Source organism: Flavobacterium sp. UBA7682 (genome assembly GCF_002482945.1).
Classification (GTDB): domain Bacteria; phylum Bacteroidota; class Bacteroidia; order Flavobacteriales; family Flavobacteriaceae; genus Flavobacterium.
Map to the genome: position 1 here is coordinate 15,194 of NZ_DLGY01000014.1, position 23,070 is coordinate 38,263.

Consider the following 23,070-nt stretch of genomic DNA (forward strand, 5'->3'; position numbering starts at 1 on the left):
AGCCCATTTTATTTAAATCAAAATCATCCTCAAAACTTCTTGAGGATTTTTTTATATATTTATAAAACCAAAACTCAACACATGCATCCTGATATTCAAAACTACCATAACACTCAAGAACCAGAGTACAAAGTTATTTGCGACAAACTAGCCGAAATTATTCTTAAAAATTTACCCGAAGCCGAAAACAAAGTCTGGCACTCGCATCCTGTTTGGTTTATAGACGGTAATCCGATTGTTGGTTACGATAAATTAAAAAATGGTCTTCGGCTAATGTTTTGGAGCGGCGTTACCTTTGAAGAAAAAGACTTAAAACCGGGAACCGGAAAGTTCAAAGATGCTTCAATCACTTATACCTCAATTGATCAGCTCAATGTTAAAGATATTGACCGTTGGCTTCAAAAATCAAAAGACATTCAATGGGATTATAAAAATATTGTGAAGCGGAAAGGCGTCTTAGAACGACTGAAATAAATAAAATTCTTTTTACAAAACAGAATTTGTAACCTTTTAAAAATTTGTGCGTATAATCAGCATAATCTCAAAAAAAACCTCCATGAACTTTTTAGAAAACTACGAACCTTTACTTAGAGCGTTTTGGTACATTGCACTTCCGGTTAGTTTGTTTTTTGTATTGCAAACCGTAATGACCTTTATGGGCGTTGGCGGTGATGATATTGAAACCGAATTAGAATCCGAAGGTCATCATAGTACTGACACACCTTTCGAATTATTTACCCTTAGAAACCTGATTAATTTCCTTTTAGGATTTAGCTGGAGTGGTATTTCCTTTTACGATTCAATTGCAAACAAAACCATTTTAGTTGTAGTGGCTTTTTTAGTTGGTGTTGCATTCGTAGCCTTGTTCTTTTTTACCATCAAACAAATGATGCGTTTGAATGAAAACAATTCCTTCTCTTTAGCCAAAACCATCAACCAAACCGGAACAGTTTATTTAACCATTCCTGAAAAAAAATCGGGCAAAGGTAAAATCCAAATCAGTATCAACGGTTCTTTTCACGAACTCGATGCCTTAACCGAAAATGACCGTATCGAAACCGGAACGATGGTTAAAGTCATCAAAATAGAAAATAATGCAGTTCTAATTGTAAAAAAAATCTAATCCTTTACATATGTCACAAATCATTATCATTGTTGTCTTAGTTGTAGTGCTTTTTGTAACCATTACAACCTTAATTTCTCGTTACAAACGTTGTCCTTCCGACAAAATATTAGTCATCTACGGAAAAACAGGCGGTACTTCTGCCAAGTGTGTTCACGGTGGTGGTGCTTTCATTTGGCCGGTGATTCAGGATTACGCTTTCTTGGATTTAAAACCGATTTCTATTGAAGCCAATTTGACCAATGCGCTGTCAAGACAAAACATTCGTGTTGACGTTCCGTGTCGATTTACCATTGCCATTTCAACTGAAACCGACAGTATGAATACCGCAGCGGAACGTTTATTAGGATTAGCACAGGAGCAAATTCAGGAATTAGCCAAAGATATCCTTTTTGGTCAATTGCGTTTGGTGATTGCTACCATGACCATTGAAGAAATCAACTCTGACCGTGATAAGTTCTTAGATAATATTTCTAAAAACGTCGATTCTGAATTGAAAAAAATCGGTTTGAAATTGATTAACGTAAACGTTACCGATATCAAAGACGAATCTGGTTATATCGAAGCTTTGGGTAAAGAAGCCGCTGCAAAAGCGATTAACGAAGCTAAAATTTCGGTTGCCGAGCAAGAAAAAATCGGGGAAACCGGTAAAGCCTTGGCAGATCGTGAAAAAGACGTTCAAATAGCCGAAACCCACAGAGATCGTGACGTTAAAATTGCGATTACCAATAAAGACCGTGAAGTAAGTATTGCGTCTGCTTTTAAAGACGAAAGTATCGGTAAGGCTGAAGCCGAAAGAGATACGCGTGTAGCGACTTCTGAAGCGAATGCTATCGCGATTCAAGGGGAAAACGAAGCCAAAATTGCCATTGCACAATCGGAAGCCGCGCGTCGTGAAAAAGAAGCTGAAGCGTTGCGTATCGCCTTAGCCTCAGAAAAAGTACAACAAGCGAAAGCGTTAGAAGAATCTTATTTGGCCGAACAAAAAGCAGAAGATGCACGTGCGGACAGAGAACGCGCAACGCAAAATGCCAACATCGTAATTCCGGCCGAAATTGCCAAGCAAAAAGCCATCATTGATGCGCAAGCAGAAGCTGAAAGAATTCGTGAACAAGCCAAAGGTGAAGCAGATGCCATTTTTGCCAAAATGGAAGCCGAAGCCAAAGGTTTATACGAAATCTTAACCAAGCAAGCTGAAGGTTACAAAGAAGTGGTTAGCGCCGCCGGTGGTGATCCGACAAAAGCCTTCCAATTATTGTTGATTGAGAAATTACCTGAGTTGGTTAAAACCCAAGTGGAAGCGGTTAAAAATATCAAAATTGATAAAATTACCGTTTGGGATTCGGGCAACAACAGCGATAACGGAAACGGTTCTACCGCCAATTTTGTTTCGGGTATGATGAAAACCGTACCGCCATTGAATGACTTATTCAACATGGCCGGATTAAATCTTCCAACCTATTTAAAAGGCGAAGACACGGTTGAAGAAGTAAAATCAGAAATTGTTGAGGAAAAACCAAACAATACCGAAAAAAAAGAAAAATAACCTAAATTTTTACTTCATTCATTTCTCTAAAATCTTTATTCTTAAGGTTTTTCAAGAAATGGATGAAGTTTTTTTTGAATATAGAATTACCAAATTGTAAACGCACTAATTAATGAAATCGCTTCTTAAGGTTCTATTTTTACTAACGTTGATTGTCAATACGACCAATGCAATAAGCCAAAACGATTACAATAACGATTGGGCTAACTTAAGAAAGTATGAAATGGAGAATAAATCGGTTATACCTGCCAAAAATTCGGTGGTTTTTATGGGTGATTCCATTACTGAATTCTGGAAAACCACCAGTCCAAATTTCTTTACTTCTCATCCTTTTATAGATCGAGGCATCAGCAGCCAAACCACTTCACAAATGCTGCTTCGATTTCAGCAAGATGTTATCAGTTTAAAACCTTCGACCGTAGTAATATTGGCCGGAATCAATGACATAGCAGAAAATACCGGTCCGATAACCCTTGAAGCTGTTTTTGAGAATATAGAATCAATGGCTGAATTGGCTAAAACCAATAAAATAAAAGTTGTATTATGTTCGGTTTTACCTGCTAATCATTTTTATTGGAACCCAAAAATTGAACCTGCCGATAAAGTCGTAGCCTTAAATAAAATGATTAAGGATTATGCCCAAAAAAACAAAATCCCTTTTGTCGATTATTATTCGGCAATGGTTGATGATAAAAAAGGATTGCAGAAAAAATACGGTGAAGACGGAGTACATCCCAATGTAACCGGCTACAAAAAAATGGAATCTATACTGCTGAAATTTTTATAAAAAGCTAAACTGTTTTTTTTTAGTTTCCAAATAAACTATACGTGCAAATCTTCCGTGGTGCGTAATTGATGCCGGATGAAACTTGCCTTCGGCCAAATCAAACCAATTGGGAATGCCGTTTTTCTTTTGAATCGCCTCTCGACTTTCCAAATGTTGAATAGCCATAAATCTATCTTTTGAAGTAACAGCGATAGTATAAATAAAATCGGGCGTGATTTGCGTTTGTGTGTAATAATGATGGGTTCCTAAAATTACTTCATCCTCTTCACAAACAAAACTTTTCGGATTAAAAAAGCGTTCTCCGGTTTGACGATTGTAAATTTTATAAGCCGCTTCTTTCCTACTCCACAAATTCCAAACTATCTGTTCGGGATTATTGGAAGTTAAGATAAGTTCTTGTTCATTCCCAGTAAAGATCTTGTCCAAAAAACCTTTTCGCTGCCAATTGCTTTCTTTTTTGGCTTTCGCCAAATCTACAATGTCATTCCCTATCATTTCTCTGCCAATTTAGTCTCAATGATTTCTATCGTCGCTTTAATGCTAATCATTTTCTCCATCGCCAAATTGTCAATGTCAATTCCGAAAGCGTCTTCGACATCCAAAACGATATCGACCAAATTCGCTGAATTAATCTGCAAATCGGTAATGAAATCGGTTTCTTCAGTGAGATTCTCAAACGCTTCCTGATTGTTTACAAAAGGCTTTACAATAGTCTTTAATCTTTCGATTATGTCTTCTTTAGTCATAGTGGTATTTTTTAAATAGTACGCAGGCGTTTACATCACCAAAACCAAAACTCGCTTTGGCTACTATATTTAATTCTTTTTTAATGAGTTGTTGTGGAATTCGGCTTTCGCCAATAATGGTCGTAATCTCAGGATGTAAATCTTCGCAATTGATGTTCGGAAATATAAAACCGTGGTGCAGTTGCAACACCGAAGCCACACTTTCCACACTGCCGGAAGCCGACAAACAATGGCCAACCATCGATTTCAACGAATTGATATATGGAAAATTATCTCCGCTTAAATGCAATGCTTCACTCCAATTTTGGATTTCCAAACCGTCTTTGGCTGTTGCTGTCAAATGACCGTTAATCGTGTCAATCTCAATTGGATCTACATTCGCATTTTTCAACGCCTCGGTAATACATCTTTTCACCGCTGTGGCATTCGGTGCTGTCATCGTTCCGCCACCGCGTTGTCCACCGGAATTGATGTTGCCACCTAAAACTTCCGCATAGATCTTAGCGCCACGAGCTAACGCACTTTCTAAATCTTCTAAAACCAAAGCACCGGCGCCGCTTCCCGGAACAAATCCTGAAGCTGTAGCTGACATTGGCCTGGAACCTTGTTCGGGAGTGTCGTTGTGTTTAAAGGTACAAACTTTCATGGCGTCAAATCCACCCCAAATATAAGGTCCGGAATCGTTTGTACTTCCTGCCAAAATGCGTTTGGCTTGTCCCAACTTGATTCGCTCATACGCCATCAAAATGCTTTCGGTTCCTGTTGTACAGGCGGAAGAATTCGTCGTGACTTGGTTTCCTAAACCTAACTTTCCTCCGAGGTAAGCACTCACGCCACTGTTCATGGTTTGCGCCACGGCGGTACTGCCTAATCTTCTGGTTTGCAATTCATCAATCTTATAAATGCTTTCGCGAAATTTGTCAATCCCCGAAGTTCCGGTGCCGAAAATAGTTCCGCTATCCCAATCGGGTTCGTCATTAATTTCCATTGACAAACCGGCGTCTTTCCATGCGTCTATTCCGGCAATTACACCGTATAAAATCCCGGACGAATTGAAATTGCGCAATTCCAATTCGGTGAAATATTGTAAGGATAGTTCGGTTGATATCACTGGTTTTCCGGCTATTTGACAAGAGAATTGCAATCGTTCCAATTCAGTGACATGGCTAATTCCCGAAATGCCGTTTTGAATCGCATGGGTAAACGCAGGAAGTCCGACTCCGTTTGGAGCGACAATTCCCAGGCCTGTTATAACAACTCTTTTATTCATTTTATACTTTAATTATGCCGGCGATAGTGCCTTGGCAAACTGTTTGTCCAACTTCATTTAACATCTTTACTTGACACTTTAACTTACCGAAACGGAAATACATTTTCTCTGAAACTACCCTTACTTTTTCATTCGGATAAACCGGTTTGAAAAAATCTATTTCACTTGAAGTTAAGGCAATTACGCTATTTTTAGTGAACTCATTATTCAATAAATAAATTCCCAAACACACTACGCCTATTTGCGCCATGGCTTCGGTTAAAATCACACCCGGCGTCACCGGATGGTCTTTGAAATGTCCTTTATAAAAATCTAAATGCTCATCAAATATATAACTGCCTTCTACTCCGTTTTCATCGATATGGATAATTTCATCCACAAACAAAAACGGTTTGGAATAAGGCAAGCTGGTTATGATTTCTTCTTTGGTCATTTTAAAATTCTAATAAAATGCGTTGCGCTGAAAATCCTGGACCAAAACTCAGCATCAATCCTTTTTCTCCTTTTGCAGGTTGGTTGTCCATAACACGTTCTAAAACATACAATACTGTCGCGCTCGACATATTGCCATACAATCGCAACACTTCTTTAGTATCGTCAATATTTTTACCTAAAGCACCGAATAAATCTTCCACCGTTTGCACTATTTTTTTGCCACCGGGATGAAAAATTAAATGGTTGATATCTTCCATCTTCAACTTATTTTTGGCCAAAAACGGATGAATAATATCCGGAAAATGAGCCGAAATAGTTTCAGGCACTTCGATATCCAATACCATTTGTAAACCCATATTGGTGAGTTTAAAACCCATCATATGAATGTTGTCATAGAAATGATACATCGATTCATCTACAATTTCCGGTCCTTCATCGGCTTCATGTGACGACAACAAAACACAAGCCGCACCATCACCAAAAATAGCAGCACTGACCACATTCGCCATCGAATAATCATTCAGCTGAAACGTTGCGGTTGGACTTTCGACAGCAATAACGGCTGCTCGTTTTCTCGGATTGGCTTTTAAAAATTCTTTGGCATAAATCATTCCCGAGATTCCAGCAGCGCAACCCATTTCGGTTACCGGTAAACGCACGATGTCTTGGCGCAATTGTAGTTTGTTTATCAAATAAGCATCGAGTGACGGAATCATGATTCCGGTGCAACTTACCGTAATGATATAATCTAAATCGGTGGGTTGCCAAGCCGCTTTTTCTAAAGCTTTGACCAAAACCTTTTCGCCCAAATCAATCATTTCTCGCACGTAAATATTATTTCTAGATTCAAAAGAAGTATTGGTAAAAACTTCAATCGGATCCATGATAGAATAGCGTTTGTCAACCATCGCACCTTCAAAAATTTTTCTAACTTTCCGAATAAAGCGTTCGTCCTGACCAAAAAGCCAAGCGTCAAGATAAGGCAGAATTTCTTCCGTAGTTCTTGAGAATTGAGGCAATTGTTTGGCAACCGTTTTGATTTTTACACTCATGATTTTTGGATAATCCACTGGTAGCGAAACGCCCATTTCCAGTAAATCGTATAATTTATTAACTGCAATTTTTTTGAATATTGTTCTAATTCGCTTTTTTTAAATCCGCGTAGAATGGACACCAAACCGTCTTCTCTTGACATGTCATTTAATTGAAAAACAAAGCACAAAGCCTGAAATAATCTATAAGCTATTGCGCTTCGGTGCAAATCATTAATCACAATTCCAACCCTGGCATTTTCATAAAACACTTTTACCAAACTCAGAATTTCTTCGTCTTTGAAATGGTGTAAAGTCAAAGTACACAAAACTATGTCATAATGCCTGGATTTGAATTCGGCTTCGAAAATATCTTCGCATTCGTAGCTAATATTTCCATATTCTTTTGATAAAGTTTTCGCATGACTAATGGTAAACGCATTGGCATCGATTCCAATTAAACTAAAACTATAATTGTTCTCTTTTCCATATTCTGCCAAAGCCCGCAACATATCACCATTACCGCAACCGATGTCGACTATGGATATTTCTTTATCTTTTGAAATAACTTTGAGCAATTGTTGAACACCTTGTAAAGTTAATTGGTTACCTCCTAAAAGCCGATTAATTCGGGCAATCTTATCCAATGCATCGCGCAACGTTTCGCCTTCTAAGGCAAAGTCGTCCATGATTTCGGTGGCATTGGTTCGGTATTTAGTGTTAATACTCATTTAGGCGGAAATAGTTATCGGTTGACCATGCGTTTTTTTAATAATCATTGGCAACAAAAATGGCGCTATCATTACTATACGAAATACGATATGGGATAGTTTAGGTTTCAAAAGTATATTCGCCAACAGTCTTCCGGTTTTCAAACGGCTTTTGAAGGTTTGGTTCCAATGTTGGGTATAATTTTTTTCCAATTGTGCTCTCGTCTTTATTCTCTGATGAATATAATCATCAATCACTTCAGCCGCAATTTTGGCACTGTGAATCGCCATCGCCATTCCGTTTCCACACAACGGATGAATTAATCCGGCGGTGTCGCCAATCATCAAAATGTGATTTTCAACCGGAAGTTTTGGTTCAAATGAAATTTGGCTGATGGTTAACGGCTTTTCGAAAAGCAATTTAGTATTTTTAAAAATGTTTTTTAAATGCGGATTTTGCTCAAGAGCTTCCTTTTGGTACCCATCACTATTCTTATGTTCTTTGAAAGTTTTGTAACTCGCCAAATAACAAATATTGATTCGGTTCTCTTCTACTTTGGAAACGCCGCAATAACCGCCTTTGAAGTTGTGCAGACCGACAACATCATTGGGAAAACTGCCTTCGTAATGGGCTTTTACAGCCAACCAAGGCGATTTTTGTTGCATAAATTTTCTGCTTAATTGAATATCAATATTAGACCGTTTGCCAAAAGCACCAATCACTAAATCAGTTTGAATTGTAGTTCCGGATGACGTTATAATCGTAAATTTGTCATTGTCGAAATGGATATTTTCTACACTTTCGTGAATAACGTGGCAACCATCGGCTAATGCTTTTTGATACAAAAAATTATCCAGAGCATATCGGCTTACACCAAATCCGCCCAAGGGCAAAACAGTATTGATGGTTTTCCCTGAAACGGTGGAAAATTGTAGTTTACTGATATCGGTAGGCCTTAAATCTTCTACAGCAATGTTTAACCATTGGAAATAAGGTACGACTTCATTCGAGATATATTCGCCACAAACTTTGTGTTTTGGATAAGTATTTTTTTCTACTAAAGTCACGGCAATATTCAGCTTTCGCAAGTGAATTGCAGCCGTCAAGCCTGCTAAACCACCGCCAATAATTACTACTTTACTCTGATTCATAACAAAGTAAATTTAGCGAAATGATTGCAAGTATTGTTATATAATTCTGTTAAAGTGATTTATGATTTAGCGGAATTAAAAAACGCCAATTCGATTGAATTGGCGTCTTACTTTTTATAATTTCCCGTTTTTAATCTCTTCGACTATTTCAGGATTCAACAGTGTAGAGATGTCACCAAAGTTAGAATAATCACCTTCGGCTATCTTTCTCAAAATGCGGCGCATGATTTTACCTGAACGCGTTTTAGGTAATCCTGAAACGAATTGGATTTTATCCAATTTAGCGATAGGTCCGATTTGGTCGGAAATCAATTGGTTAATCTCCTTAGATAAGTTTTCTTGATTACGACTTTCACCAACTTCCTTCAAAATAACAAAACCGTAAAGTGCATTGCCTTTGATATCATGAGGGAAACCAACAATCGCACTTTCTGCAACCGCCGGATGTTCGTTGATAGCGTCTTCAATTGGTGCCGTTCCTAAATTGTGTCCCGAAACGATAATCACATCATCTACTCTACCGGTAATTCTGTAATACCCAACCTCATCGCGCAAAGCGCCATCGCCTGTGAAATATTTACCAGGAAAAGCGGTGAAATAGGTTTCTTTATAACGTTGGTGATCGCCCCAAATGGTTCTCGCAATCGATGGCCAAGGGAATTTGATACACAAACTTCCGGTTACTTGATTGCCTTCGATTTCGTTGCGCAGTTCATCCATTAAAACAGGTTGGATTCCCGGTAATGGCAGCGAAGCATATGTTGGTTTTGTTGGAGTCACAAAAGGAATCGGCGAAATCATAATTCCACCGGTCTCGGTTTGCCACCAAGTATCTACCAACGGACAACGCTTTCCGCCTACGTGATCATTGTACCAATGCCAAGCTTCTTCATTGATAGGTTCACCAACTGAACCAATAACTTTTAACGAACTCAAAGGATATTTTTGAACGTAATCCAAACTTTCTTTGGCCAGCGCCCGAATGGCTGTTGGCGCCGTATAGAATTGAGTTATCTTGTGTTTTTCAATGACTTCCCAAAAACGACTGAAGTTTGGATAAGAAGGAACACCTTCGAAAATCACTGTAGTTGCTCCGTTTAATAACGGTCCGTAAAGAATATAGGAATGTCCGGTAATCCAACCGATATCAGCGGTACACCAATAAATATCGTTTTCTTCGTAGTTAAAAATATTTTTGAATGTATAAGCGGTATACACCATATAACCGGCTGTAGTATGTACCATTCCTTTTGGCTTTCCTGTGGAACCCGAAGTATAAAGAATAAACAAAGGATCTTCGGCATCCATGATTTCAGCAACGTTGTTTGGAACAGCTTCATCCAGTAATGGTTGTAACCAAAGGTCGCGTCCTTCTTTCATAGTCACTTCGGTATTGGTTCTTTTTACCACCAATACTTTTTCCACAGTCGGGCATTTTTCTAAAGCTTCGTCAACAATTCCTTTTAAGTCGATGGATTTATTCCCGCGGTAACTACCATCGGAAGTGATCACCATTTTACATTCACAATCATTAATACGAGTGGCAACGGCAGAAGCTGAAAAGCCGGCAAAAACCACCGAGTGAACAGCACCGATTCGGGCACAAGCTAAAACCGCTACAGCCAATTCCGGAATCATGGGCAAATAAATACAAACCCTGTCACCTTTTTGAACACCTTGTTCTCGAAGCACATTGGCTAGTTTGGCGACACGAGCATACAACTCGTTATAAGAAATGTGTTGCGCCTCTTCCTCCGGATTATTGGGTTCGAAAATGATGGCAGTTTTATCGCCTCGTCGGGCTAAATGTCGGTCGATACAGTTTTTAGTGATGTTGACTTTGGCATCGACAAACCATTTAAACTTGGCTTGCTGGAAATCAAACTCGAAAACTTTGTCCCATTTTTGGTACCAAGTAAAATTCTCATCGGCTATTCTGTCCCAAAACTTTCGGGGTTCACGAATAGATTTCTTATACATTTTGAAGTAATGCTCCAGATTCAGTATTTTGTAATAACTCATTGTAAATCTTGTTTATTATCGTTTTGTTTTGTAAATATAAATATTCTATTGGTGTGGTGATTAATTTTCTTGCTAAATAAGTATAGGTTTTAAGTTGTAAGTTCTAGGTTGTAAGTTATAAGTATTGCTCATGAGATTACTTCCTATTTAAAACTCCCTATTTTTCCTATCTCCAACACCTCTTTTATTTCCTCAATAATCGCTTCATCATCAATGGTAGAGGGAATTTGGAAATTTTCTCCGTCGGCTATGCTACGAAGTAATTTGCGCAGTATTTTGCCGGAACGTGTTTTAGGCAAACGGTTAACAATAACGACATCACGCAAAGAAGCTACGGCTCCGATTTGTTCTCTGACCAGTTTCACAATTTCGTGTTGCAGTTGGAAGTGTTCAATCGCCTCACCAAATTTGGTTACAACTAAAGCCAACGGAATTTGTCCTTTCAACTCATCGTTAATCCCAATGACAGCACACTCGGCAACGGAATGGTGTGACGCTACAATTTCTTCCATTTCTGCGGTGGATAATCTGTGCCCGGCAACGTTGATCACATCATCTACACGACCAGTGATAAAAATATAATCGCTTTCATCTTTAAATCCGCCATCGCCTGAGAAATAATAACCCTGAAATTTTTGCAAATAACCCTCTTGAAAACGGTGATTGTCATTCCAAATATCGAGTAGAGTTCCGGGTGGCAAAGGCAATTTAACAACAACATAACCTTCTTCATTTGGGCCTAATTCTTGTCCGTTTTCACCTAAAATTCTAATGTCATAACCAGAAACGGCTTTACCTGAAGAACCCGGTTTGATGGGTAAATATTCGACACCCATCATATTGGCAATCATCGGCCAGCCTGATTCAGTTTGCCACCAATGGTCGATTGCCGGAATCGGAATGTGTTCGCGGTACCATTCTAAAGTTGCTACATCGCAGCGTTCTCCGGCAAGGAATTGAGTTCTTAAACTTGTCAAATCGTATTGCTTGATAAATTCTCCGTTTGGATCTTCTTTTTTAATGGCACGAATGGCAGTTGGTGCAGTAAACATCACACTGACTTTATGTTCTTCAATTATTCTCCAAAACGTACTTGCATCGGGTGTTCTAATAGGCTTACCTTCGAAAATTATGGTTGTATTTCTGTTGATTAAGGGTCCATAAACAATAAAACTATGGCCTACAACCCAACCCACATCAGAAGCAGCCCAAAACACTTCACCCGGTTTTACACCATAGATTTTTTGCATAGAAAACTTTAGTGCTACAGCATAACCACCGGTATCGCGAACGATTCCTTTCGGTTTTCCTGTGGTGCCAGACGTGTATAAAACATACAGCGGATGCGTCGTTTCCACCGGAACGCAATCGGCTTCTTCCGAACCGTAGACTAAAGCGTCGTAATCGACATCGTATTTTTTAAACGGAATTCTGGCGCCGAGTTTTCGGTTGAGCACCACTACTTTTTTAGGCTTGTGTTCAGCCAATTCAATCGCTTCGTCCACTAAAGGTTTGTAGGCAATCAAGCGGTCAATCTCAATTCCGGAAGAAGCGGTTAAAATGACTCTGGGTTTGCAATCGTCAATTCTAATCGCCAATTCATGTGGCGCAAAACCACCGAAAACAACGGAATGTGTTACTCCTATTCTGGCGCAAGCCAACATAGCGAATGTTGCTTGCGGAATCATGGGCATGTAAATAATCGCCGTATGCCCTTTTTTCAATCCCAAAGACAATAAACCTCCGGCTAATCTTGCAACTTCCGATTTGACTTCGTTGTAAGTATATTTTTTTACCGTTTGGGTTACAGGCGAATCGTAAATGATGGCAATTTGGTCTCCAAAACCATCATTAATGTGTTTGTCTAAAGCCAAATAGCAAGCATTCAGGCTTCCGTCTTTGTACCATAATGGATAACCGGTTTCGTCTTCAGATAAAATGTTTTTCGGTTTGGTAAACCAATCGATGTCATTGGCTTGTTCCGACCAGAATTGCTCTGGGTTTTGTATGCTTTGGTTGTATAGTTCCTGGTATTTCATGGTTGGGTTATAAATGTAGTTATGGCATCCTTTTCATTTGAAAAAGACAATGTATTGTTCAATAAATAGTTGCTAAATGTTTAGCTTTCGAGTAGTTCGTTGACTTGTTCGACTACTTTTTTAATGGAAAAAGGCTTGGTTAAATAGGCATCGGCACCGAGTGCCATTCCTTTTTCGATATCGCTTTCTTTGTTTTTGGCGGATAGAAAAATCACTTTGCAGTGTTTGAGTTGTTCGTTTTTCTTGATTTGTTCCAAAGTTTCAAATCCGTCAACCAAAGGCATCATGATATCGAGAATAATAATATCGGGAAACTGATCTTTTAAAATATCCAAAGCTTCCTGACCGTCACGGGCAATAAACACTTCAAAGTTGTTCTTTTTGAAAGTGTATTCCAATGACATTACAATATTGGGTTCGTCGTCTACAATTAAAATCTTTTTCATGGCTGCTGTTTTTTAGGTATTGTAAAACTCAAACACGCACCGCCGGTAGCATTATTGGTGGCCCAAATTTTTCCTTTGTGGTGTTCGATAATTTGTTTGCTAATCGCCAATCCTAATCCACTGCCAATAGGCTTTTTGAAATTCTGATTGGTTGATTGATAGAACTTGTCAAATATGTTTTCAAAATCATTGGGTGCAATTCCTTTACCATTGTCGCTGACTTCGACTTGCACGTAATCATGTTTGTCATAAACCGCTAAGGTAATCAAACCATTGTTCTCGGGACAAAACTTAATCGCATTGGAAACCAAATTGGTTACCACTTGTACCATTCTATCTTCGTCGAAATCGGCTTTCAAATTGCTATTGCCTTCGACATGAACATGAATATATTTGTTACTAATGAGTTGTTGCAAAGGTTCTATGGCATTTTCAATCGTTTCCAAAACCTTGTGTGTAGCAAAGTTAACTTTTTGGCGTCCGGTTTCAAACTTTTCTAAGTCGAGAATTTTGTCAATCAAACGGTTCAATCTATCCGATTCAGAAATAATGTTTTGCAAAAACTGTTTGCGTAATTCTTCCGGGATTTCGTCATCGTCATACAAGATTTCGCTTGAAGCACGAATGGCTGTGATTGGTGTACGTAATTCATGGGTAACCGTATCAAGGAATTCATCTTTTTGCTTGTCTTTTTCCATCAAAGAAACGTTGGCATCTTGCAACTTGGCGGAGATTTCTTTGAGTTCGTTGGAAGTTTCAATCAGCTTTTTGTTGATGATGATATTCTCTTTGGATTCTTCCAAAATCTTCAAGACTTCGGGCAAGGTTATCTTTTCTTCTTTGACTACGCTCGAGATTAATATTTTGGCGGAAGCCGTACCAATATGACCGGTCAAGAGGTTTTCGGAGAATTTAATCAAACGTGCATCGGCCAACTCTTCGTTTTTATCAACATTGTATTTCAGGTTAAAGATGTTCATGGCACGTTTGGTTCGTTCTTCGCCAAGGAATTTAATCAGCACTTTTTCTATATCGGTTCGGTAAGCGGTTCCTTTCCACACAAACGCATTTTCGTGCATGGTGATGTATTTGTTGATATCAAGGAACATTTCCGCATAGTTGCGCTCGCGGTAATTGCCTTTGAAACTTACTGAAACCGCGATGTAAATCATGAAGTTGAACAACAAACTCCAAAACAAGGCGTGCGGCACAGGTTGTAAATAATCTAATCCGAAAAGTTGTAATGGTTTTAATAATTCGATACCCAAAAAACCTTCGGTAATAAAAGACGTATCAGATGAAGTAATGCCTAATGCATAAGGCACTAACAGCGTGTACAAACAAATCAAAAAACCAACAATCAATCCAGAAACTGCTCCGGTTCTTGAGCCTCTTCGCCAAAACAAAGCACCGAAAAACGATGGTGCCAATTGGGCAATAATGACAAATGCTACCAATCCGATAGAGAACAAACTGTAATCTAAAGCAAAGTAACGGTAAATGAAATAAGCGATGATAATCAACGAGAAAATCCCAATCTTACGAATGTTGACAATCTTTTTGTTAATGGTGCTTTGCTCATTATTTTTTAATCTTCCCAATAAACCATAAGGAATAATCAAGTTGTTACTCACCATTGTTGACAAACCGATAGAAGAAACGACTATCATGGAAATCGCTGCAGAAAATCCACCCAAGAAAACCATTACGGTCAAAGTCTTATTGTCAAAAAATTGCGGAATCAATAACGAATACGTGTCTGAATTCACGCTTTGTCCATCGAATAAAATATTGCCGCCCCAAGCAATTGGGTACACAAAAATATTGAACAACAACAAATACAACGGAAACAACCAGACGGCAGTATTCACATGATTTTCTCGCGTATTCTCAATCACTGAAACCTGAAATTGTCTCGGCAACAAAAAGATGGCGAACAAAGAAAGGATGCACAAGAAAAACCAATTGATAGCTTGTGGTAAACCACCGATGGTATTCTTTTCACGGAAGTTTTCTAACAGCGATGCTTTGGCATAAATATCATCAAAACCATCGAAGACAAAAAACGTTACATAGACACCAATAATGATAAAGAAAACCAATTTCAATACGCTTTCCAAAGCCACAGCGGTGACAATTCCTTTTCGTTTTTCGGAGGCATCTACGTAGCGCGTTCCGTAGATAGAGGCAAAAATGGCCAACGCAAAAGCCACATAAGTAGTACTATCGTCAAAAACATTGGAGTTCGAAGGCGTTTGGGTTACCAAGTGAAAGGTTTCAGAAATGGCTTTCAATTGGAGTGCGATGTAAGGCAAAATTCCGAACAAGCAAACTATCGTAACGACTGCGCCTAGAAATCGGCTATTGCCATAACGCAGCGAAATAAAATCGGCGATACTGGAGACTTTATTGACTCTTGAAATGCGAATGATTTTCTTTAAAACAATCATCCATGCGGGAATGATAATGATTGGCCCTAGATACACCGGCAAATAATTCAACCCCGAGTTGGCGGCCACGCCAATGCTTCCGTAATACGTCCATGCAGTGCAATAAACGGCTAAGGAAAGGGAATAAATATAAGGATTGTTGGTCCATTTAGAGTTTCCTTTTTTCTCTGCCCAATGGGCGATAAAGAAAAGAATTCCCAAATAAAGGGCTAATATGACTAATAAAACAAAACTATTCATGGTAGCGCTTTATGATGATGAAAGACAACAAAATTGAAAACAACCACACCGAAAAAACATAAATGTAAATCACCGGAAAACCCATCAAACTTTCGGCGCTGTCAAACAGCAACAGTATCGGAAGATTTAATCCGATAAGCAGTATCATGGTGATGATGACTAATTTTTGTTGGTGTCTTTGTTTCATATGTAGCGATTTATTGTTTTTTATTGGTCATATGGAATTCGCATATATCTTTATCTGTGTTTGTTTCGAATTTTCGATATGCTCATTTCATACTATTAAAAGCCGAAAGCCCTTAACGAATTAAGAGCTTAAGGCAACCAATTAACTATTTGTTATTAATCTTCATATTCATCTGTTAAGGCATACCAACCGAAGATGGTTAACCCGGTTACAATCAAAGGTAATAATATGAAAAATATAATTATCCCGAAAACTAAATCGTCTTGTTTTCCTGAGGTTAATTTCCCTCCGAAAATACCGATGGCATAGTACGCTACAGCTATCGCTAAAGCAATCCAAACTATTCCTAAAAATTTCTTTACTGTGTTCATAGTTTCTGTTTTAGTCGTGAAGTGTATTAATTTTTCTATCGATGTAAATCATACCGATGACAAAACATACGGCTGCAATTCCGATGGGATACCATAATCCTTCGAGGTAAAACTCGACATCACCGGCTTCTTTGGATTGGGTTACAAAGTAGGTTGAAATGGCCGGCAGCAATCCACCAAATATACCATTTCCAACGTGATATGGCAACGACATTGACGTATATCTGATCTTTACCGGGAACATTTCTACTAAGAAAGCAGCGATTGGACCATAGACCATGGTTACAAATATTACTTGAATAAATACCATAAAGATTAAGAACCAGCGGTCTGAACCATTGATGGTCTTAGTGACTTTGGTTTCAATTTTGTCTTTGCCTTTGTCATCTACCATTAGTTTACCGGCTTTGAAGTGCATGGTTTTGATTTCTTCTACTTTGGTCCCGTCTGTGTATTCTTTTGTTGTGGTATAGATAGAATCTGATTTAGTAGCGTCGATTTCTTTTAAAGATGGAACCACTTTGGTATTGGCAGCGATTTCCGTTTTCTTAGTTAAATCGGTACTGTTATACATGGCTCTGTAAATTGGACGGTATAGAATAATGGCTAAAAACATTCCTGCCATCATGATGGACTTTCTACCCCATTTGTCACTCAACCAACCAAAGAATACAAAGAATGGTGTTCCTAAAATTAACGCGACTCCTAACAGCATGTCGACTTGTGAAGAATCGATACTTTGAACGGTCTTTAGGAAGTTCATAGCATAAAACTGTCCGGTGTACCAAACAACACCTTGTCCCATTGTTGCTCCGAATAAAGCCAATAAGACAAATTTTAAGTTGTATTTGTTACCGAAACTTTCTTTTAGCGGATTGGTTGATGTTTTTCCTTCTGATTTTGCTTTGGCAAATACAGGTGATTCATCCATATTCTTACGGATAAGGTAAGATACATATACCATTAGGATAGACACCCAAAATGGTACTCTCCAACCCCATTCGTCAAACGCTTCTTTGGACAGCAAGCTTTTGGTAATTAAAATCACCATTAACGAAATGAATAAACCTACGGTTGCAGTGGTTTGAATCCATGAAGTCCAATAGCCTTTTTCGCCTTTTGGTGCGTGTTCTGCTACATAAGTTGCGGCACCACCATATTCTCCTCCAAGGGCAAGACCTTGTAACAAACGAAGAATTAATACTAAAATTGGTGCGGCAAAACCAATGGTTTCATAACTTGGAATACACCCGATTACGAAGGTGGCGCCACCCATTAACATCAATGTGACCATGAAAGTGTATTTTCTTCCGATAAGGTCACCCAATCGGCCGAAGAATAATGCTCCGAACGGACGCACTACGAAACCGGCGGCAAAAGTTGCCAACGTTGACAAGAACGCCGCTGTTGGATTGTCAGTTGGGAAGAATTTGGTTGATAATACTACGGCTAAACTACCGAAGATGTAAAAATCATACCATTCAATCATTGTCCCCATAGAGGAAGCGGAAATCACTTTCCAAATTCCTTTTGTTTTTTTATTGCTCATACTATATAATTTGGTTGGTTATTAAAAACTGTAGCAACAAGAAATCATAGCTCTGAAATTGCCTACTTTCTTATTGTTTCCGTCAAAAGTAGCATCGGGTTTTAAATCGCCCCAAGTGGCTCCTGTATATTCTATTTCGGGTGTTACTCTAAACTTGTTTTGTTTGAAATCTACTCTGGCTGATATTCTCATTACGTTATCTACGCCACGAGTTCCGGCGAAACCTCTTCCGTATAAAGTGGTTGGATTGTCTTTGCTCACACCGTCTGTTTTAGTGTAGCCAAAGAATACTCCCGGCGCTACACTTTTCCCGTTGCCCGCAATGTCAACCCACATGGCTGTGGTTTTGATTCCTTCGTAAGTTTCTACGCCTCCATTTGGATCGGCATAGCCTGCAAAACCCCCAAGCATTACCATATTGAATAGGTTTTTACCGGTGATTCCGTAAGCTTTGATGTGGAATTTATCGTTATTGTACTTGAAATAACCAACTACTGAGGTGGTATTTACTTTCTCTGAAGTGGCTAAACCATTGCTTACTGTTAATGGTTGTAATGATTTGTATTCGAAGCCTAAACCGGCAATCCAATTGACGTTTTTGAATTGTAATTGTCCGTGTAATGTTGGCAACGGCGAATTGAATGAAGCCGAGTTTTGTGTACCGCCGGTGGCAGTTGCTGTAGTAAACTCTCTTTCTTTATAGGCTGTTAAGGCAAAGGACAATTCTTTGGTGAAGTTTTGTTTGATACGGGCTTGCGAAACCCATCCGAAAGGATTGAACATGATTCCGGTACTAAAATTAGCTACACCGGGAAATACTTCGGGGATGAATGTTGGATACCATGTTTGTCCCAACATTAAACTTGTTTTTTCCCAGTCAAGTGTTACGTAGGCATGACGCAGGCGAAGTAATCCTATGGTTGACTCTGTGTTACCAAAGAAATCACCCTCTAGCGTTCCTGCGGTTTTGGCTCCCCAAACATTTGGTCCTTTGGCTTTTACTCCTAAACGAGTCACTACTGATAGGAAGTTAGAAGCACCGGCATCATTAAGGTCATCGCCATTCGCATCGAGTTGTTCGTCTAACGGATAAAGATTTAAGTTGTATTCGCGCACTTGAGCGGAACGACGCGTGTCCCAAATGTAATCGGTTCTAATGAAACCGTAAACACTTACGTCCCATTCTTTGACTGTTGGCACTGCGGTAGTAGTAGGTGTTGCCGGAGCAGTTGTTGTTTGCGCTTGGCTTGAGAAAGAGCCTATTGCAAAGGTTAATAATAATAGTTTTTTCATCATTTGAATTGTTGGTTTTGGTTATGTTTTGTTCGACCAAATTCTAACAATTTGTGTATGAAAAAAATTATGATATATATTATTGTAAACTACTATAGTTAATCTTTGAAACGTTCCCATTTTATAAGCATAAACTTGTCGCCCAGTTCGGTAATGATCATCCCTGCTCCTTTTAAAACTTCTTTGTTTTTGAGGAATTCAACGAGTTCTAAATGGTTATATATCTTGTAGGTAGGATGGTAATCGGTATGGTTGGGTTTGGCTATTTTAAACTCCTTTACCCAATTGCTTACGGTAACGTGTGAAACGCCTATTATACGTTCTATTTCGCGGTAACTTAACCCTTCGAGGTATAACTGCAATGCCTTAGTTACATAGTAACTATCTATCTTTTTACCCAGTTTATTCACTGTGAAATAATAGTTGCATTTTTTGCATAAAAACCTTTGTCTGTCTTTGATAACACCGCTTTTGACAATCGCGTCGCTTTGGCATTTGGGACATGCTAAAATCTCCATATATATAAATTTTGCATAAATATACTTATTTAGCAAATATACAAAAGTGTTTTTATTATTTTTTTTAGTAAAAAATTACACACCCTTTAATTTTATTGGGTTTTTATTGTGGAATGTTTAAAATAGTTATCGGTTGTCTGTTATCGGTTATCTGTTGATTGTTATGGGTTATCGTTAGGTGTTGTGGAAGGATTGCTTTGAAAGACTCAGGACAAGGCTTCAGAGAGATGGGCGGACCATCTTGCATAGGTGCGCGCTCCTTCGGCAAGCTCAGTAAGTGGGTTTTGATGGGTGCTCGCTCCTGATAGACTCTCAAAATATGCTTCCGCTAAAGAGGAAACGATGTTACTTATAAAGGAAACGACTTTACTCGTGAAGGAAACAACTTTACTTGTAGAGGAAACGACTTTACTTGTGAAGGAAACAAGTTTACTTATAGAGGAAACGATTTTACTTATAAAGGAAACGACTTTACTTGTGAAGGAAACGATGTTACTTATAAAGGAAAAAACTTTACTTATAGAGGAAACGATCTTACTTATGGAGGAAACAAGGTTTTGAAGGATGCTGTATGATTCCTCAGTCTTCGGAATGACAAGTTTTAGGGAAATTAAATGTAACCTTGACAAAAGACGATTACTTTTTAGCCCCGATGTTAGTGGCATCTCGTCTTTGCGGACGAGATATAACGGACAGCGGGAAAATGAATTACAAGAATACGCAAGCCATTCGCTTCAAATAATTAGAACCGCATCTTAACTTGTACGTTTTATTGCATAAATATTAATCGGAAAAATAATTTTAATCTATATTTTTCTTACTTTTATTTTTTAAATGCCAAAAAAATGAAGTATACAGCCAAAATTATTACGCATAGAGGTGAAAAGCGAGTAGCGGTATTTTTTGACCGAGATGATGCATTGATTGCTGCAATAAAGGCGATTGATGGATCGAAATGGAGTCAAACGATGAGGGTTTGGCACTTGCCTGACCATGATGAAAACCGAAAAATGTTTGGGTTACCGCTGATTATTGATTCGCTTCCGAGTGAAGAAGGTGCGCAAAGTTTGGAAAATTTCAGGCGTTGGTTGCGGTCAAAGCGCTATAGTGACAGTACCATAAAGACTTATATGGAAGCGGCGAAGTCGTTTTTAGTTTTTTTTAAGCATAAAGCCAGTAATACTATTTCGAATGAAGATGTGATTTTGTATAACAACGAGTATATTTTGAAAAACAATTTATCGGCTTCGTATCAGAATCAAATTGTGAGTTCGATTAAGTTGTATTTCACGACTGTTCAGGATCGAAAGGTTGAAATTGAGAGTATTCACAGGCCAAAACGCGAGAAGGTTTTGCCGAATGTTTTGAGTAAAGAGGAAGTAAAATTGATTTTGGAATCGCAAAATAACATTAAGCATAAGGCGATGTTGTGTTTGATTTACAGTTGTGGATTGAGACGTAGTGAGTTGTTGCAATTGAAACTTGCTGATATTGATTCAAAACGAAACATTGTGTTTATTAGGCAAGCCAAGGGCAAGAAAGATAGGATTGCGCCTTTGAGTCCGAAAATTTTGGCGTTGTTGCGGGATTATTACAAAGGTTACAAACCAAAAGTTTGGCTTTTTGAGGGTCAAGTGAAAGGCCAACCCTATTCAGAGCAAACTTTGCAAACCATTTTAAAGCAAGCGGTAAAGAAAGCCGGAATTACCAAACCGGTTACGCTACACTGGTTGCGTCATAGTTATGCTACGCATTTGTTGGAAAGCGGCACAGATTTGCGTTATATTCAGGAACTTTTGGGGCACAGCCGAAGTAGGACTACGGAAATATATACTCATGTGAGTACCAATAGTTTGTAACAAATAAGAAGTCCGTTTGATGATTTGTAATAATTTTAATATATTAGCCACAGTAAATAAATATTACGGCGATCATACTTATCGCGTCTGAAAATGACAGATGAATATGATTTTGTAATACATATAGACTAGTTATAAGCCATTTCCAAAAACCGATTTATGAGAGAACTAAAGCTTAAAGAATACCTGGAAAATTCTCTGACCGTTGAAGAATTTGTAACGGATTTGGAAAATAGTCAACAGAAAACTGGATATGATACTACTTCAGTTCATATTGAACAAATTGAGGATGGAGAATTTGAAATTACAAAAAGTCATCTAATTAAAATTTGTGACGACTTGTTAAATGGAAAATTACAACCGATTGATGTAAATACAATTGCGTTTGCTTTTATGTTTTCTGATTATTTTATTTGGAATGGTGAAAGTCAGGATGGTAAAATTGTTAGTGAAGTAATATATGACTGGGATAATCCAGAAATTGGTTTTGATTTAACAAAAGAAAATTTTGAGCATTGGAAAGAATATTTGGAAACTGGAAAAACCGATTATTTTACCAAAGAAGAGTTGAAGAAAAAATTTCGTGGCGTGAAAAAGAATGGAATGAGAAGAAACGGCTTATAACAGCCGTTTCTCGCAATTGCGAATTTTGTTGTAAGTTCACGTTTGCGTTTCGCAAGAATTTTTATCTTTAACAGAAAATAATTAGTTCCGAAGTTCGCAACTGACGAGAAGCGGCGGAACGTTAGCCACCATTATTAACAACATTATGCAAAACGAGAACACATTTAAAACGAAAACCGGATATTGTCATATTTTGCCAAACAAAATTATTTTGACAAGAGATGGAATAATTGGAAATGTCTCAAAAGTTGTTGTTGGAAATGGAATCTCAAGAATCCTAATTATTTATTCAGCATTTGCAGTTTTCTTATTCTATTATTCTTTCAAAGCGTATCAAGAAGAAAAAATTGTTACTGCATTATTTTATAGTTTATTTGCTGGCTTTCTATTGTATAAAGTCAAGCAAAGCATGAACTATTCGGCAACTTCCATTATTGAGAGAAATAAAATTAAAGAAGTAAAATTCATTGATGCAAAATATGGCGCAACACGTTCAAGATTTGAAGTACTTTTCGAAGACGGAAAAGGAAAACTAAAAACTCGATTAATTATGCTTCCAGGTTCTTTGAGTGATGGAGAAAATGAAACTAAAAAAGCTTTGGAGATTCTGAAAAGTGAAAAGATTGCGTGGAAGTGAGAATAACGTTGGCTAACAAAGAACTGTGCTTAAAA

General features: G+C 38.2%; 23 protein-coding genes. 7 read left to right on the forward strand and 16 right to left on the reverse strand.

Annotated features, from left to right (window positions below; all coding sequences use genetic code 11):
- Positions 1-81: 81 nt before the first annotated feature.
- The 4 genes from B3C16_RS03155 to B3C16_RS03170 all read left to right on the forward strand — a co-directional run bounded on the left by B3C16_RS03155 (position 82) and on the right by B3C16_RS03170 (position 3,456).
- The gene (locus B3C16_RS03155; RefSeq protein ID WP_291128634.1) at positions 82-474 is read left to right on the forward strand and encodes a DUF1801 domain-containing protein; all 393 of its coding nucleotides are present in this window, start codon (positions 82-84) and stop codon (positions 472-474) included.
- An 82-nt stretch (positions 475-556) separates the two neighbouring features.
- The gene (locus B3C16_RS03160) at positions 557-1,123 is read left to right on the forward strand and encodes an NfeD family protein (RefSeq protein WP_291128636.1); all 567 of its coding nucleotides are present in this window, start codon (positions 557-559) and stop codon (positions 1,121-1,123) included.
- 10 nt (positions 1,124-1,133) lie between these two features.
- Complete coding sequence (locus B3C16_RS03165; protein ID WP_121313931.1) at positions 1,134-2,669, forward strand: flotillin family protein; 1,536 nt, start codon at positions 1,134-1,136, stop codon at positions 2,667-2,669.
- Positions 2,670-2,781: 112 nt separating this feature from the next.
- A complete protein-coding gene (locus B3C16_RS03170) occupies positions 2,782-3,456 on the forward strand; it encodes an SGNH/GDSL hydrolase family protein (RefSeq protein WP_291128639.1) in 675 nt (224 codons plus the stop codon).
- Here the strand turns inward: B3C16_RS03170 and B3C16_RS03175 are convergent.
- From B3C16_RS03175 to B3C16_RS03250, 16 genes are all read right to left on the reverse strand, one after another.
- Positions 3,451-3,951 carry a 4'-phosphopantetheinyl transferase family protein gene (locus B3C16_RS03175; RefSeq protein WP_291128641.1) on the reverse strand — a complete coding sequence of 167 codons (501 nt, stop codon included), beginning with the start codon at positions 3,949-3,951 and terminating at the stop codon, positions 3,451-3,453. The genes B3C16_RS03170 and B3C16_RS03175 overlap by 6 nt on opposite strands.
- Positions 3,948-4,202, reverse strand: a complete 255-nt coding sequence (locus B3C16_RS03180) for an acyl carrier protein (protein WP_121313934.1) — start codon at positions 4,200-4,202, stop codon at positions 3,948-3,950. The genes B3C16_RS03175 and B3C16_RS03180 overlap by 4 nt, the downstream gene beginning before the upstream one ends.
- A complete protein-coding gene (locus tag B3C16_RS03185) occupies positions 4,195-5,472 on the reverse strand; it encodes a beta-ketoacyl-[acyl-carrier-protein] synthase family protein (RefSeq protein ID WP_291128644.1) in 1,278 nt (425 codons plus the stop codon). The genes B3C16_RS03180 and B3C16_RS03185 overlap by 8 nt, the downstream gene beginning before the upstream one ends.
- A gap of 1 nt (position 5,473) precedes the next feature.
- Positions 5,474-5,905: a 3-hydroxyacyl-ACP dehydratase FabZ family protein gene (locus B3C16_RS03190; RefSeq protein ID WP_291128646.1), complete on the reverse strand. Its 432-nt coding sequence runs from the start codon at positions 5,903-5,905 to the stop codon at positions 5,474-5,476.
- 1 nt (position 5,906) lies between these two features.
- Positions 5,907-6,959: a type III polyketide synthase gene (locus B3C16_RS03195; RefSeq protein WP_291128648.1), complete on the reverse strand. Its 1,053-nt coding sequence runs from the start codon at positions 6,957-6,959 to the stop codon at positions 5,907-5,909.
- Positions 6,956-7,669: a methyltransferase domain-containing protein gene (locus B3C16_RS03200; protein WP_121313938.1), complete on the reverse strand. Its 714-nt coding sequence runs from the start codon at positions 7,667-7,669 to the stop codon at positions 6,956-6,958. The genes B3C16_RS03195 and B3C16_RS03200 overlap by 4 nt, the downstream gene beginning before the upstream one ends.
- Positions 7,670-8,800, reverse strand: coding sequence for an NAD(P)/FAD-dependent oxidoreductase (locus B3C16_RS03205; protein ID WP_291128650.1), 1,131 nt, complete (start codon positions 8,798-8,800; stop codon positions 7,670-7,672).
- Between the two features lie 114 nt (positions 8,801-8,914).
- Positions 8,915-10,822 (reverse strand): acetate--CoA ligase, encoded by a 1,908-nt coding sequence (gene acs, locus B3C16_RS03210; protein WP_291128652.1) that lies wholly within the window; start codon positions 10,820-10,822, stop codon positions 8,915-8,917.
- A 143-nt stretch (positions 10,823-10,965) separates the two neighbouring features.
- Positions 10,966-12,861 (reverse strand): acetate--CoA ligase, encoded by a 1,896-nt coding sequence (locus tag B3C16_RS03215; RefSeq protein WP_291128654.1) that lies wholly within the window; start codon positions 12,859-12,861, stop codon positions 10,966-10,968.
- A gap of 80 nt (positions 12,862-12,941) precedes the next feature.
- Complete coding sequence (locus B3C16_RS03220; RefSeq protein ID WP_121313942.1) at positions 12,942-13,307, reverse strand: response regulator transcription factor; 366 nt, start codon at positions 13,305-13,307, stop codon at positions 12,942-12,944.
- Complete coding sequence (locus B3C16_RS03225; protein WP_291128656.1) at positions 13,304-15,997, reverse strand: ATP-binding protein; 2,694 nt, start codon at positions 15,995-15,997, stop codon at positions 13,304-13,306. The genes B3C16_RS03220 and B3C16_RS03225 overlap by 4 nt, the downstream gene beginning before the upstream one ends.
- Positions 15,990-16,184, reverse strand: a complete 195-nt coding sequence (locus B3C16_RS03230; protein ID WP_121313944.1) for a hypothetical protein — start codon at positions 16,182-16,184, stop codon at positions 15,990-15,992. Before B3C16_RS03230 ends, B3C16_RS03225 begins: the two co-directional genes overlap by 8 nt.
- 155 nt (positions 16,185-16,339) lie before the next feature.
- Entirely contained in the window at positions 16,340-16,555 is a 216-nt protein-coding gene (locus B3C16_RS03235) for a DUF6814 family protein (protein WP_121313945.1), read from the reverse strand.
- A 10-nt stretch (positions 16,556-16,565) separates the two neighbouring features.
- Positions 16,566-18,104: an MFS transporter gene (locus tag B3C16_RS03240; protein WP_121313946.1), complete on the reverse strand. Its 1,539-nt coding sequence runs from the start codon at positions 18,102-18,104 to the stop codon at positions 16,566-16,568.
- Between the two features lie 21 nt (positions 18,105-18,125).
- Positions 18,126-19,400, reverse strand: coding sequence for a hypothetical protein (locus tag B3C16_RS03245; protein ID WP_291128662.1), 1,275 nt, complete (start codon positions 19,398-19,400; stop codon positions 18,126-18,128).
- Between the two features lie 95 nt (positions 19,401-19,495).
- Positions 19,496-19,915 (reverse strand): IS1/IS1595 family N-terminal zinc-binding domain-containing protein, encoded by a 420-nt coding sequence (locus B3C16_RS03250; protein ID WP_121313948.1) that lies wholly within the window; start codon positions 19,913-19,915, stop codon positions 19,496-19,498.
- Positions 19,916-20,760: 845 nt separating this feature from the next.
- On the opposite strand from B3C16_RS03250, the gene xerA reads away from it, so the two are divergent.
- From xerA to B3C16_RS03265, 3 genes are all read left to right on the forward strand, one after another.
- The gene (gene xerA, locus B3C16_RS03255) at positions 20,761-21,774 is read left to right on the forward strand and encodes a site-specific tyrosine recombinase/integron integrase (RefSeq protein ID WP_291128665.1); all 1,014 of its coding nucleotides are present in this window, start codon (positions 20,761-20,763) and stop codon (positions 21,772-21,774) included.
- Between the two features lie 159 nt (positions 21,775-21,933).
- Positions 21,934-22,398 carry a hypothetical protein gene (locus B3C16_RS03260; protein ID WP_291128686.1) on the forward strand — a complete coding sequence of 155 codons (465 nt, stop codon included), beginning with the start codon at positions 21,934-21,936 and terminating at the stop codon, positions 22,396-22,398.
- A 211-nt stretch (positions 22,399-22,609) separates the two neighbouring features.
- Entirely contained in the window at positions 22,610-23,035 is a 426-nt protein-coding gene (locus tag B3C16_RS03265; RefSeq protein WP_291128689.1) for a phosphoribosylaminoimidazolesuccinocarboxamide synthase, read from the forward strand.
- The last annotated feature ends 35 nt before the right edge of the window (positions 23,036-23,070 follow it).